Annotated in this window: 10 protein-coding genes; 2 read left to right on the top strand and 8 right to left on the bottom strand. The window is 62.8% G+C overall.

Annotated elements, in window-relative coordinates; genetic code table 11:
* Nucleotides 1-70 precede the first annotated feature (70 nt).
* Nucleotides 71-1,510 (bottom strand): dihydropyrimidinase, encoded by a 1,440-nt coding sequence (hydA, locus tag ABTV87_RS17625; RefSeq protein WP_433898025.1) that lies wholly within the window; start codon nucleotides 1,508-1,510, stop codon nucleotides 71-73.
* Nucleotides 1,511-2,131: 621 nt separating this feature from the next.
* On the opposite strand from hydA, the gene ABTV87_RS17620 reads away from it, so the two are divergent.
* Nucleotides 2,132-3,616, top strand: a complete 1,485-nt coding sequence (locus ABTV87_RS17620) for an NCS1 family nucleobase:cation symporter-1 (protein ID WP_433898024.1) — start codon at nucleotides 2,132-2,134, stop codon at nucleotides 3,614-3,616.
* 125 nt (nucleotides 3,617-3,741) lie between these two features.
* Nucleotides 3,742-5,028 carry a Zn-dependent hydrolase gene (locus ABTV87_RS17615; protein WP_433898023.1) on the top strand — a complete coding sequence of 429 codons (1,287 nt, stop codon included), beginning with the start codon at nucleotides 3,742-3,744 and terminating at the stop codon, nucleotides 5,026-5,028.
* Here the strand turns inward: ABTV87_RS17615 and ABTV87_RS17610 are convergent.
* From ABTV87_RS17610 to ABTV87_RS17580, 7 genes are all read right to left on the bottom strand, one after another.
* The gene (locus ABTV87_RS17610) at nucleotides 5,018-5,215 is read right to left on the bottom strand and encodes a hypothetical protein (RefSeq protein WP_433898022.1); all 198 of its coding nucleotides are present in this window, start codon (nucleotides 5,213-5,215) and stop codon (nucleotides 5,018-5,020) included. The genes ABTV87_RS17615 and ABTV87_RS17610 overlap by 11 nt on opposite strands.
* A 150-nt stretch (nucleotides 5,216-5,365) precedes the next feature.
* Nucleotides 5,366-6,754 (bottom strand): amidohydrolase family protein, encoded by a 1,389-nt coding sequence (locus tag ABTV87_RS17605; RefSeq protein WP_433898021.1) that lies wholly within the window; start codon nucleotides 6,752-6,754, stop codon nucleotides 5,366-5,368.
* Between the two features lie 12 nt (nucleotides 6,755-6,766).
* The gene (locus tag ABTV87_RS17600; RefSeq protein ID WP_007952866.1) at nucleotides 6,767-8,122 is read right to left on the bottom strand and encodes a nucleobase:cation symporter-2 family protein; all 1,356 of its coding nucleotides are present in this window, start codon (nucleotides 8,120-8,122) and stop codon (nucleotides 6,767-6,769) included.
* A gap of 245 nt (nucleotides 8,123-8,367) precedes the next feature.
* The gene (locus ABTV87_RS17595) at nucleotides 8,368-9,417 is read right to left on the bottom strand and encodes a CobW family GTP-binding protein (RefSeq protein WP_433898020.1); all 1,050 of its coding nucleotides are present in this window, start codon (nucleotides 9,415-9,417) and stop codon (nucleotides 8,368-8,370) included.
* Between the two features lie 66 nt (nucleotides 9,418-9,483).
* Entirely contained in the window at nucleotides 9,484-10,107 is a 624-nt protein-coding gene (locus ABTV87_RS17590; protein ID WP_433899868.1) for a UbiX family flavin prenyltransferase, read from the bottom strand.
* A gap of 11 nt (nucleotides 10,108-10,118) precedes the next feature.
* On the bottom strand, nucleotides 10,119-11,504 hold the full coding sequence (locus ABTV87_RS17585) for a UbiD family decarboxylase (protein ID WP_433898019.1): 1,386 nt from the start codon (nucleotides 11,502-11,504) through the stop codon (nucleotides 10,119-10,121).
* Between the two features lie 261 nt (nucleotides 11,505-11,765).
* Nucleotides 11,766-12,671 (bottom strand): amidohydrolase family protein, encoded by a 906-nt coding sequence (locus ABTV87_RS17580; RefSeq protein ID WP_007952854.1) that lies wholly within the window; start codon nucleotides 12,669-12,671, stop codon nucleotides 11,766-11,768.
* Nucleotides 12,672-12,674: the final 3 nt, after the last annotated feature.

Genomic DNA, 12,674 nt, shown 5'->3' with positions numbered 1-12,674 from the left:
ACGCTCCGCGTCCAGTGACGCGGAGCGTCACGGGCTGCATTCCCACGCAGAGCGTGGGAACGATCGGGGATCAGCGCTTGACGGCCACAGGCCTGTGCATCTCAGCCCGTTTGCTCAGCAAATCAAACACCGCCGGATACGCCGGCCGTTCGATATAGCGGCCCGCGCCACGCTCGGCGCGCAGGTCTCCATCGGCCCAGACCACCCGGCCCTGGCTGACGGTATGGCTCGGCACACCGGTCACGGTCTTGCCTTCGAAGATGTTGAAGTCCACCTGCTGATGGTGGGTCTTGGCGGAGATGGTGCGCGTGCCTTGCGGATCCCACAGCACCAGGTCGGCATCGGCGCCGACGCGGATCGCGCCCTTGCGCGGGTAGAGGTTGAAGATTTTTGCAGTGTTGGTGGAGGTGAGGGCGACGAAGTTCTGCATCGACAACCGTCCCGAATTCACCCCTTCATCCCACAACACCGCCATGCGGTCTTCGATGCCGGCGGTGCCGTTGGGGATCTTGCTGAAGTCGTCGCGGCCGGCGGCTTTCTGCTCGGCGCAGAAGCAGCAATGGTCGGTGGCGGTGGTGTGCAGGTTGCCGCTTTGCAAACCATGCCACAGCGCGTCCTGATGCCCGCGCGGGCGGAACGGCGGGCTCATCACGTAACCCGCGGCGGTCTGCCAGTCCGGGTGCTGGTAGACGCTGTCGTCCAGCAGCAGATGCCCGGCCAGCACTTCGCCGTAGACCGGTTGACCCTTGCTGCGGGCATAGGTGATTTCGTCGAGGGCTTCCTTGGTCGAGACGTGCACCAGGTACAGCGGCGTGCCGATGGTTTCCGCTATACGGATCGCCCGGCTCGCGGCTTCACCTTCAACCTGCGACGGCCGCGACAGCGGATGCGCTTCCGGCCCGGTGATGCCCTGGGCCATCAACTTGCGTTGCAGGTGATAGACCAGCTCGCCGTTTTCCGCGTGCACGGTCGGCACGGCGCCGAGTTCCAGGCAGCGCTCGAAGCTCGCCACCAGCGTGTCGTCGGCGGCCATGATCGCGTTCTTGTAGGCCATGAAATGCTTGAAGCTGTTGATCCCGTGATGGCTAACCAGCTCGGCCATTTCCTCGCGCACCTGCTCGCTCCACCATGTGATCGCGACGTGAAAGCCATAGTCGGACGCCGATTTTTCCGCCCAGCCACGCCACTGGTGAAAGGCTTCGAGCAGTGACTGCTGCGGATTAGGAATCACGAAATCGATGATCGAGGTGGTGCCGCCGGCCAGGCCTGCGGCGGTGCCGCTGTAGAAGTCTTCGCTGGCCACGGTGCCCATGAACGGGAGTTGCATGTGGGTGTGCGGATCGATGCCGCCGGGCATCAAATATTGGCCGCTGCCGTCGAGCACTTCGGCGCCGGCGGGAATATCCAGGTTTTCACCAATGGCTTTGATCACGCCGTCAGCGCAATAGACATCGGCGCGGTAACTTTCATCATGGGTAACAACGGTGGCGCCACGGATCAACAGAGACATTCCGAGTTCCTCGCAGGCATGACCGACTTGTGCCGGTTCTAGTGTTTTATTGTTTGCAGCGCCAAATGCGTAATCTTGTCAGCGCTGTCAGGAATAGACGCTAGTCGCAGTTCTGCAATTGATCAAGATTATTTTTTATAAGCTTATGACTATTTTAAAGCATTGAAAAATAACGATAAAAATACAAAATCACCAAAATGGTGAGGCGCTTCACCATTTTGACGCACTTGACAGGTTGGAAATATGAGCAAGATTTCCTATGTGAAATCAGCCGCTTGAAGTTGAGCGGAGAGTGATGCTTCCCGAAGAAAAATAATGCAGTGCACCAGATTGAGTCCTGACAGTTCGGACAACTTGCCTGGCATTTAGCCTGAGTGTTCAGTCAAGTTTTCGCGGCCTCACCAGGTGAATAATTAAAACTGATGAACATCAGTCAGTTGCAAAAAAATAGAGGCACGGCCCGATGCGCAAGCGGGGCACCCGGCACGTTTATTGATGCCGCCGCTGACACCATGGCCGGTGCATGAAAGTTGTCAGTTCCTCCGGCCATCGTCCGGCTCGCACCTGCGTGTGCAGCCGTCTGATGAGCAAAAAAATAATCAGAAGAACAGTGGAGCGGCCATGCAACAGAACAGATCGCAAGTGACCGAGCGCGACGGCTTGTTCGAACTCGAAGCCGGCAGCGACGTCCTCGACAGTCCCCGTTACAACCACGACATGGCACCGACCAAGGTGCGCGAACGAACCTGGAACAAATGGCACATCACCGCGCTGTGGGTCGGCATGTCGATCTGCGTGCCGACCTACACCCTCGGCGGCGTCCTCACCGCGTATTTCGGCCTGAGCGTCGGCGAGGCCTTGCTGGCGATTCTGTTTGCCAACGTCATCGTCCTGATCCCTCTTACGCTCAACGCGTTTCCCGGCACCAAATACGGGATTCCGTTTCCGGTGCTGCTGCGTTCGTCGTTCGGAATTCTCGGCTCCAACGTGCCGTGCCTGATCCGCGCGCTGGTGGCGTGCGGCTGGTTCGGCATCCAGACCATGTTCGGCGGGCTGGCGATTCACCTGTTTCTCGGCTCGGTGTTCGAGGGCTGGAAATCCCTCGGCGGGACGGGGGAGGTGATCGGTTTCATGATCTTTTGGGCGCTCAACCTGTGGGTGGTGATCCGTGGCGCCGAGTCGATCAAATGGCTGGAAACCCTGTCGGCACCGCTGCTGGTGGCAGTCGGCATCGGACTGCTGGTGTGGGCCATGCCGAATGTGTCGATGACTGAATTGCTGGCGATTCCGCCGAAGCGTCCCGAGGGCGCGAGTGTGGTCAGTTACTTCGCCGCCGGGCTGACGGCGATGGTCGGTTTTTGGGCCACGTTGTCGCTGAACATTCCCGACTTCAGTCGTTATGCCCGTAGTCAGAAGGATCAGATCCTCGGGCAGATTTTCGGCCTGCCGCTGACCATGTTCCTGTTCGCCGCACTGGGCGTGGTGATGACCGCCGCCTCGGTGAAGCTGGTGGGCGTCAGCGTCTCCGATCCGGTGACTTTGATCGGCCACATCCAGAGCCCGGTGTGGGTCGCGGTAGCCATGGCACTGATCATCATCGCCACGCTGTCGACCAACACCGCCGCCAACATCGTCTCGCCAACCAACGACTTCCAGAACATCGCGCCGAAGGTGATCAACCGCACCAAAGCGGTGATCCTCACCGGGTTCGTCGGCCTGGTACTCATGGGCCACGAACTGCTGAAGAAACTCGGGCTGATCGTCTCCGATGTCAGCCTGGAAACCGTGTATTCGAACTGGCTGCTGGGCTATTCCAGCCTGCTCGGGCCGATCGCCGGGATCATGGTGGTGGACTATTTCCTGATCAAGAAACAGCAACTGGACCTGGCCGGCCTGTACCGCGACGACGTGTACCCGGCGTGGAACTGGTCCGGCTTCATCGCCTTCGGCGTGCCGGTGGTGCTGACCCTGCTGTCGCTGGGCAGCAGCGCGTTCAGCTGGTTCTACAGCTACGGCTGGTTCACCGGCTCGGCGCTGGGCGGGTTGATCTATTACGGGTTGTGCGCGATGCGTGCGACTCCGGTGCCCGTCAAATCGCCGTTGTAATGATCGTTCCCACGCTCCGCGTGGGAATGCAGCCCGGGACGCTCCGCGTCCCCACAGCGGACGCAGAGCGTCCATGGATGAATTCCCACGCAGAGCGTGGGAACTAGCAGCCTGAGGAGATCCCCATGAACGCAGCCGTAGACGTTCTGCAATCGACCCATCAGCACATCAACCGCGACCGCTTGTGGGCGTCGCTCATGGAGCTGGCCAAACTCGGCGCCACGGTCAAGGGCGGGGTCTGTCGCCTGGCCCTGACCGACCTCGACCGCCAGGCCCGCGACCTGTTCGTGCAGTGGTGCAAGGACGCCGGTTGCAGCGTCACGGTCGATGAAGTCGGCAACATCTTCGCCCGTCGTCCCGGCCGCAACCCGAACCTGCCACCGGTGATGACCGGCAGCCACATCGACACCCAACCTACCGGCGGCAAGTTCGACGGCTGCTTCGGCGTGCTGGCGGGGGTCGAAGTGCTGCGCACCCTCAACGACTTGGGCGTGGAAACCGAGGCACCGCTGGAAGTGGTGGTCTGGACCAACGAAGAAGGCTCGCGCTTCGCCCCGTGCATGATGGGCTCCGGCGTGTTCGCGGAAAAATTCACCCTCGAAGAAACCCTGGCCAAGGTCGATGCCGAGGGCGTTACGGTCGGTGAAGCACTGAACGCCATCGGTTACGCCGGACCGCGCAAGGTCAGCGGGCATAAGGTCGGCGCCTATTTCGAAGCACATATCGAGCAAGGCCCGATCCTGGAGGACGAACAGAAAACCATCGGCGTAGTGCTCGGCGCACTGGGGCAGAAGTGGTTCGACCTGAAACTGCGCGGCGTCGAAGCCCACGCCGGCCCGACCCCGATGCACCTGCGCAAGGACGCCCTGGTCGGCGCCTCGGTCATCGTTGGTGCAGTCAATCGCGCAGCGCTCGGTCATCAACCCCACGCCTGCGGCACGGTCGGTTGCCTGCAAGCCTATCCCGGCTCGCGCAACGTCATCCCCGGCGAGGTGCGCATGACCCTCGACTTCCGGCACCTGGAACCGGCACGCCTCGACTCGATGATCGCCGAGGTCAGGCAAGTCATCGAAGCGACCTGCGAAGAGCACGGCCTGACCTATGAACTGACCCCGACCGCCGACTTCCCGCCGCTCTATTTTGAAAAAGGCTGTGTCGAAGCGGTACGCGGCGCCGCCAAAGGTCTGAGCTTGTCGCACATGGACATCGTCAGCGGCGCCGGCCACGACGCGATTTTCCTCGCCGAACTCGGCCCGGCCGGGATGATCTTCGTGCCGTGCGAAGGCGGCATCAGCCACAACGAAATCGAAAACGCCGCGCCGGACGATCTGGCGGCCGGCTGTGCGGTGTTGCTGCGGGCGATGCTGGCTGCTTCGGCGGCGGTGGCCGGGGGACAACGCGCTATTCCTTGATCGCCGACCCCTTGCGACGGTTACTGCCTTTCGGATTGCCAACGTCCAGCAATCGTCTTTCCACCAGCACATTCTCGAGCGCCTGGCGTTCGGCCGGCGCCATCTCGTGCTCGCGCCTTTTCAGCTCCAGCAGAATGGGGCTGGACCAAGTGCGATAGGTCTGTTCGATGAGGCGGTTGGACGTCATCAGTCTCTCCTTGATCAAGAGCCCGGTGTAACTGGTAGGGGCTCAATCCGATGAGGTACTAACGTTAGTCGACAAAAGCGCAAGGCGCTAATGCCACCGGTGGGAGCTGACGAGGCGAATCGTCGCACCGCCGCTCCCACCGGTCATGCATCAATCGTCGACCTTCATCATCGCCTGCACACCCTCCCAGGCCTCGGCTCGCATCCGCTCGATATCCAGCCCTGGAATCACGCCGTTGTCGACGACGATCCGCCCACCCACCAGGCTGTATTTCACGGCGATCGGCTCACCCGCGACGACCGGTGCGACGGCGCTGTCGTGGAAGCCGTAGAACCGTGGGTGGTCGAGGCTGTAGATCACCAGATCCGCTGCCTGACCGACTTCCAGCGTGCCGACCGCGCCGAGGCCGAGCACTTGCGCGCCGCCGGCCGTGCCCCAGTGAATGACGTCTTCGGCGGTGGTGGCCGAGGCGCCTTGTTCGGCGCGGTGGATCAGCCACGCGGTGTTGGCTTCGCCGACCATGCTTCCGGATTCGTTGGAGGCCACACCGTCGACGCCGAGGGAGATCGGCACGCCGGCCTCATACATTTGCGGGATCGGCGCGACACCGCTGCCCAGCCGGGCGTTGCTCACCGGGCAATGGGAGACGCCGGTGCCGGTCTGGGCGAGCATGCGGATTTCTCCCGGTTGCAGGTGCACGGCGTGGGCGAACCACACGTCGGGGCCGAGCCATTCGTGTTCGGCGACGAACTCCACCGGCAGGCAGTTGTACTTGTCGCGGCAGAAGTTCACGTAGTTCTCGGTTTCCGACAGGTGCGTGTGCAGGCGCAATCCCATGCCTCGGGCGGTGTGCGCCAGTTCGCGCAACAACGTTGGCGGCAGCGAGAAAGTCGGCGTGGTTGGCGCCACGACCACCCGGCGCAAGGCATCCGGGGTGTCCTGGTGGTAGCGCGATTTCAGCCGTTCGATATCGCCGACCATTTGCTCCAGGGATTCCGGTTGCAGCGCGGTTTTCGAGAAGCCCGGGTGTGCGCTGGCGGACTCCAGTGCACCGCCACGGCAGAGCACGAAACGCAGGCCGAATTCCTCGGCGAGGTCGAACAGCAGGTCGCCGGTCTCGGTGCTGCCGTGGGCGTGGTAGAGGTAGTGGTGATCGGCGCAGGTGGTGACGCCGGACAGCTGCAGTTCGACCATCCCCAGCCGCGCGGCGATCCGCGCCAGTTGCGGAGTGAAGCGGTTCAGGCGCGGGTAGGGCACGCTGGCCAGCCAGCCTTGCAGGTCCTGATTCAAGCCTTCGGGCACGGCTTTGAGCAGGTTCTGGAACAGGTGATGGTGGGTGTTGATCCAGCCCGGGTAGACCACCGAATTACGCGCGTCGATCACTCGCTCACCGGGTTGCGGCTCAAGGTTGGCGGCCATTTCCGCGATCCGGCCGTTGACCACGCGGATGTCCACGGCGCCGGCCCGGGCACGGGGTCCGCGCAGGCCGGTCATCACCGCCACCGGGTGCTTGATCAGGATGTTTTGAAGTTGAGTCATGGGCAGCTCCAGTCAGAGGATGTGCGAGGCGGATTTGCCGGGTGTGGTTTCTGGCACGCTGACGCCGTTGAGCGCCGCGTTGAGCAGCACCGACACCAGGCAGGCGATGACCACGCTGCTGTGCAGGAACGGCTGTGACCACTCGGGCAGTTGTTTGAACAGGGTCGGGGCGAGCACCGGCACCAGGGCGGCGGCGATGGTGAAACCGACGATCAGCACGTTGTAGCGATTGCGCTCGTAGTCGACCTTGGCCAGGGTCTGGATCCCCGCCGCCGCGACCACGCCGAACATCGCGATGCCGGCACCGCCCAGCGCGGCGGTCGGCATCGAGGCGATGATCGCCCCGGCCTTCGGCACCAGCGCAATCGAACACATCAACAGGCCGCTGATCGCCACCACCCAGCGGCTGCGCACGCCGGTCAGGATCACCAGCCCGACGTTCTCCATGAAGGCAATGAACGGAAACGCGGCGAACATCCCGGCGATGGTGCTGGCCAGGCCATTGGCGCGCAGGCCGTTGATCACCTGTTTGTCTTCGACCGGTTTGTCGACGATGTCGCCGATGGCCACGAACAGCCCCATGGATTCGACCATCTGCACGATCATCACCACCACCATGGTGGCGATGGGGATCAGGCTGAAGGTCGGCAAGCCGAAGTAGAACGGGTAGGGCACGGTCAGCCACGGCGCGTCCTCGACGCTGTGAAAGTTGCCCATGCCCAGGCCGTAAGCCAGACCAGCGCCCACGAGCATCCCCACCAGCACCGCCATGTTGCGCAGCAACGGGCTGCCATAACGGTTGACCAGCAGGATGGTCAGTAGCACCACCACGGCCACGGCGAGAAACGCCGGCGCGCCGAAGTTGCTCGCGTTGCGCCCGCCGCCGACCCATTCATAGGCAATCGGGAACAGCTGCAGACCGATCACCGTGACGATGCAGCCAGTTACCACCGGCGGGAAAAACCGTCGCAAGCGGCCCACGAACGGCGCGATCAGCATGGTGAAAATCCCCGCGCCGATCACCGCCCCGCAGACCCCGGCGAATCCCACCTCCGGGTTGCTGCCGATGGCGATCACCGGCCCGACGCTGCTGAACGCCACGCCTTGCAGAATCGGCAAACGCACGCCGAACTTCCAGAAACCGACGGTCTGCAACAGGGTGGCGATGCCGGAGCAGAACAGCGTGGTGCTGATCAGCACCACCGTGTCGGCGTGGGACATCTTCAGGGCACTGGCCACAATCAACGGCACGGCGATGGCGCCGATGTACGAGACGGCCATGTGCTGCAGGCCGAGGGTGAGCATCTGTCGCACCGGCAATACGCGGTCGACAGGGTGGACGGTGGAGGAGGAACTGGCTGACGACATGGGGAATCACCTCTAGCTGTTGTTATTCGGTACAGCGGGGTATTCGTCTGATGCTGTCTTCAAAACACCGCAATCCTTGTGGGAGCGGGCTTGCTCGCGAAAGCGGTGTGTCAGTCGACATCACTGTTCAATGACCCACCGCATTCGCGAGCAAGCCCGCTCCCACAGGTTTTGTGTTGTTCAAGAAATCCGGCATCGGTCATTCGTGCTGCGAAGCCGCCATCCACCGGCTCCGATGCCGGGTTTCAGCCGGCCAGGCAGGCGGCGAAGCCCTGGTTCAGCGCCGCCCGATCCAGGTCGCGGCCGATGAACACGATCTTGCTCGAGCGCGGCTCGCTGCCCCACGCGGTCGAGGCGCGGAACTCCACCAGGCTGTGCACGCCTTGCAGCACGTAGCGCTGGTCTTCGTTGGCCACCGCCAGCACGCCTTTCATGCGGTACAGGTTGTCGGCTTGGGAACTGCGCAACTCGCTGATCCAGCGGTGGAACGCCATCAGGTTGACGGCGCCGTCCACGGCGATGCCCACCGAAGACACGCTCGGGTCGTGCTCGTGGTCGGGCTCTTCAGCGTGATGGTCATGGTCGTGGTGATCGTGATTGTGCTGATCCGCGCCGATTTCCATCAGCTTCTGCGTGCATTCAAAGGCGCCGATGCCGAGGATTTTCGACAGGTCGATCTGCGCGTGGGTGGAGGTCACCAGATCCGCCGTGGCGTTCAATCCACGGATCTTGCCGCGCAGGGTTTCCACCTCTTCAGCGCTGACCAGATCGACCTTGTTGATGACGATGCGGTCGGCGCAGACGATCTGATCCACCGCCTGATTGTCGACGCCGTCCAGTTGCAGATCTTCCAGGTGCTGGGCGATGTGCTTGGCATCGACCATGGTCACGATGGCGTCGAGTTCGACTTCCTCGGCAATCGGGTCGTTGATGAAAAAGCTCTGGGCCACCGGGTACGGGTCGGCGAGGCCGCTGGTCTCGATCAGGATGTGGTCGAGTCGCACCGGACGCGCCACCAGTTCGCGGACGATGCGCACCAGATCTTCGCGGACTTCGGCGGTGCAGCAGACGCAGCCGTTGACCATTTCGTAGATTTCTTCGGTCTCGGAACTGAGCACCAGATCGCCGTCGATACCGACCTCGCCGAACTCGTTTTCGATCACCGCGATCTTGCGGCCGTGGTTCTCCTTGAGGATGTAATTGAGCAGGGTGGTTTTGCCGGCACCGAGGAACCCGGTGAGGATGGTGACCGGGATTTTGGTGTTCGGGGTCGGGGCGTTGAAGGGGGTGTTCATATGCAGCTCCTTGATGTACGCAGATTTGCTTTTTGTGGGAGCGGGCTTGCTCGCGAAGGCGGCGGGTCAGTCGATTTCAGCACTGACTGACACACCGCCTTCGCGAGCAAGCCCGCTCCCACAGGTGATTTGTGTGATTGATGGTTCTCGCCATCGGCGGGCGACGGCGGCATCGAGGCCGAACAGGTCGAGGATGCGGCCGAGGCTGTGGTCGACCATTTGCGCCAGGCTGTCGGGGCGGGCGTAGAAGGCCGGCACCGGCGGGGCGATGATGCCGCCCATTTCGGTGACGGCGGTCATGTTGCGCAGGTGGGCGAGGGTCAACGGCGTCTCGCGGGCCATCAACACCAAAGTGCGGCGCTCCTTGAGGGTGACGTCGGCGGCGCGACCGATCAGCCCCGACGACGTGCCAGTGGCGATCTCCGCCAGCGTCCTCATTGAACACGGCGCAACCACCATGCCCAGGCAACGGAACGAACCGCTGGCGATCCCGGCGGCCACGTCATCGGCGCGGTGGTAGTGGCTGGCGAGAGCGGTGACGTCGGCCAGTTTGTAGTCGGTTTCGTGGGCCATGGTCAGCAGCGCGGCGCGGCTGATGATCAAGTGGCTTTCGATGTTCAGCTCGGCCAGCAACTCCAGCAGGCGCACGCCGTAGATGAAGCCGGACGCGCCGCTGATGCCGACCACCATCCGCTGGCGGTTCACGATGGCAGACCTTCAAGCAGTTGCCGCGCGCGTTCGATCACGTCCTGATCGAGCTGCGCCTTGATCCCGTCGAACCCCGAGCCACGCGTGGCATCCAGCCCCATCCGCGATGTGGTGCCATTGACCGAGGACGACGGGTCCAGCGGGCTCCCGGGCAAACCGTCGATGGTGAAAATGTCGAGGTGCGGCTGGAAATGCGTGGCCAGCGCCCACAGCACCTGGCTGTCGTCGGTGAGGTCGATATCGCTGTCCACCGCGATCACGGTTTTCAGGTACGGATCCCAGCCGAGCAGGGCCAGCATGATCTGCCGGGCCTCGCCGTCACGGCTCTGATCCAGCGCCACGTAGCAATGAAAATGCGTGCCGGAGTTCGGGTAATGCACGGCGGTGACGGCGGGAAAGCGCGCCTTGAGTTTCTCGCTCATTTCCGCTTCACGGGGCAGCCGCGCGAGGGTCAGGTGTTCGGCGTAGCGTCCGCCCATTACGTCCACCAGCCACGCGTCCTTGCGCCGCAACAAGGTGTCGATGCGCAGCACGTTATTGGTCGAGCGGTCCGAGGAATAACCGCTGAATTCGCCGAACGGGCCTTCTTCGGCATAGGCCGTCGGGTCTATCGCGCCTTCGAGCACAAACTCGGCGTAAGCCGGCACGCCGATGCCGTAGCGCGGAGTCTTCACCAGTTCCAGCGGCGCACCGAACAGCCCGCCGGCCACCGCGCGTTCATCGCTGCCGTAGGGCAGGCGTGCAGCGGCGGCGAGCATGAACAGCGGGTGTGCGCCGACCACCATGGCCACGCGCAATTCTTCGCCACGTTCGCGGGCGGTCTGCAACATCCGCCACAGATGCCCGCGTGAATGCAGGCTGGTGGCCAGGGCCTGACGGGCATGACGCATCGAGCGGTGGTAGCTCATGTTGGCGATGCCGGTGAGCGGGTCCTCGGCGATGATGATCGCGTTGGTGATGTACGGGCCGCGATCACTGTCGAAATGCTTGAGCATCGGCAGCAGCGCCAGGTCCAGGGTTTCGCCTTCGAAGACTTCGTCGAGCACTGGGCCGGTTTCGACGTAGCGTGGCGGGATCGGCTGGTTGGCGCGGTTCTGGAAGGTTTCGTGCAACTGCGCGGCACTGACGCCGAACAGCCGGGCGATACGCCGTCGGGAGGCGAACAGATTGGTCGCCACCGGCACACCGAGGTTACCGACGTTTTCGCAGATCAGCAGCGGATCGCGGCCCTGAGTGGCGAGGGCATCGACCAGGGCGGTGACGTCCTGATCGGCAGAAAGGGGTTGGGTGATGGTCAGCACATCGTCCGGATACTGGCGGCGATAGGCGTCGATGAATACGTGAAAATCCTGAGAGTCGCCGAGCGTCGAACGGGTCATGGTTTCACCTCGTAAAAAGCAGGCACGCAGGGGTGAGGCTGGCGTTCGATCGACAAGCCGTTGGCCTGCCGGTCGAGCGAACGCCGGGTCATCTTCGCGCCTGTAAAGTCGCTGTGTGGCCTGTCGTGACACTGTTCCCTTGTGGGAGCGGGCTTGCTCGCGAATGCGGTGTGTCATTCAGCAATTACGGTGACTGATCCACCGCTTGCGTCGGATCGCCGCCCGGAGCAAGCCCGCTCCCACATTGGAATGTGCGTTTACCTACAGGTAGGTCGTGGTCAGACGAATGTCCGCCTCGGCCAGATCCTTCGGCGGCGGGGTCGGTTCGATCCCGCACAGCCGGGCGATGTTGTTGCCCAGGTAATCCTCAAGGTGATCTTCGTCGATCCCCAGGCCCTGCGGCGCCGGCGAGCACAGCACTTCCAGCTCGCGCAGCCACATGCCCGGTTCGTTCGGCGGCGAGTCGGTGCCGAACACGATCTTGTTGCGCGGCAGCTCCTTGGCGAATTCGACGATCCGCGACTGGAAGCACCAGCCGGATTCGCAGTACACGTTCGGCGTGTCCATCGCCATCCAGAACGCCTCGAACGAGTAGTTGCCACCGGTCTGGATGCCGAAGTGACCGATGATGAAATTGACCATCGGGAACTCGCGGATGATCGGGTAGAACATCGTCGGAATGGTGTACGGGCCGTCACCGGTGTGGATCAGCACCACGATGTTGTACTTGGCGCAGACCTTCATCGCCGGACGCAGCCAGTCCAGCGCCCGGTCGGGGCGATAGCCGTGCATGTTGGCGTGCAGCTTGAGCATCTTGAAGCCGTATTCCTTGATGTGGAATTCCAGCTCTGCCGCACCGTTTTCCGGTCCCCAGCGCGGGTTGAAGTTGAAGTTGCCGATGAAACGGTCCGGGTACTTCACGCACAGTTCGGCGACGTACGACATGTAGTCGCGCACGCCCTCGCGGCCACGACGGTTACCGTCGCGATAACCGGTGTTGCCCGGTGGCGGCTGGATGAAACCCATGTCGATCCGGCGCGGCTTGCCGTTGATCATGTACGGGCCGTCCATCAATTTGAGCATGCGCTCGCCGGTGAACGGTTCGCCGGTATGACGCCAGGCCTCGTCGACCAGGTTGGTGGGGTGCAGATGGGTGTCGATGATCATCGG

This window comes from Pseudomonas sp. PSE1(2024) (assembly GCF_050990555.1).
Lineage (GTDB): Bacteria > Pseudomonadota > Gammaproteobacteria > Pseudomonadales > Pseudomonadaceae > Aquipseudomonas > Aquipseudomonas aphyarum.
Note: the sequence above shows the minus strand (reverse complement) of the source record. Positions and strands in the feature narration are given on the sequence as shown.

Bases quoted from the DNA above. Each gene is read 5' to 3' on its own strand.
- hydA (WP_433898025.1), bottom strand. From the start codon at position 1,510: ATGTCTCTGTTGATCCGTGGCGCCACCGTTGTTACCCATGATGAAAGT.
- ABTV87_RS17620 (WP_433898024.1), top strand. From the start codon at position 2,132: ATGCAACAGAACAGATCGCAAGTGACCGAGCGCGACGGCTTGTTCGAA.
- ABTV87_RS17615 (WP_433898023.1), top strand. From the start codon at position 3,742: ATGAACGCAGCCGTAGACGTTCTGCAATCGACCCATCAGCACATCAAC.
- ABTV87_RS17610 (WP_433898022.1), bottom strand. From the start codon at position 5,215: ATGACGTCCAACCGCCTCATCGAACAGACCTATCGCACTTGGTCCAGC.
- ABTV87_RS17605 (WP_433898021.1), bottom strand. From the start codon at position 6,754: ATGACTCAACTTCAAAACATCCTGATCAAGCACCCGGTGGCGGTGATG.
- ABTV87_RS17600 (WP_007952866.1), bottom strand. From the start codon at position 8,122: ATGTCGTCAGCCAGTTCCTCCTCCACCGTCCACCCTGTCGACCGCGTA.
- ABTV87_RS17595 (WP_433898020.1), bottom strand. From the start codon at position 9,417: ATGAACACCCCCTTCAACGCCCCGACCCCGAACACCAAAATCCCGGTC.
- ABTV87_RS17590 (WP_433899868.1), bottom strand. From the start codon at position 10,107: ATGGTGGTCGGCATCAGCGGCGCGTCCGGCTTCATCTACGGCGTGCGC.
- ABTV87_RS17585 (WP_433898019.1), bottom strand. From the start codon at position 11,504: ATGACCCGTTCGACGCTCGGCGACTCTCAGGATTTTCACGTATTCATC.
- ABTV87_RS17580 (WP_007952854.1), bottom strand. From the start codon at position 12,671: ATGATCATCGACACCCATCTGCACCCCACCAACCTGGTCGACGAGGCC.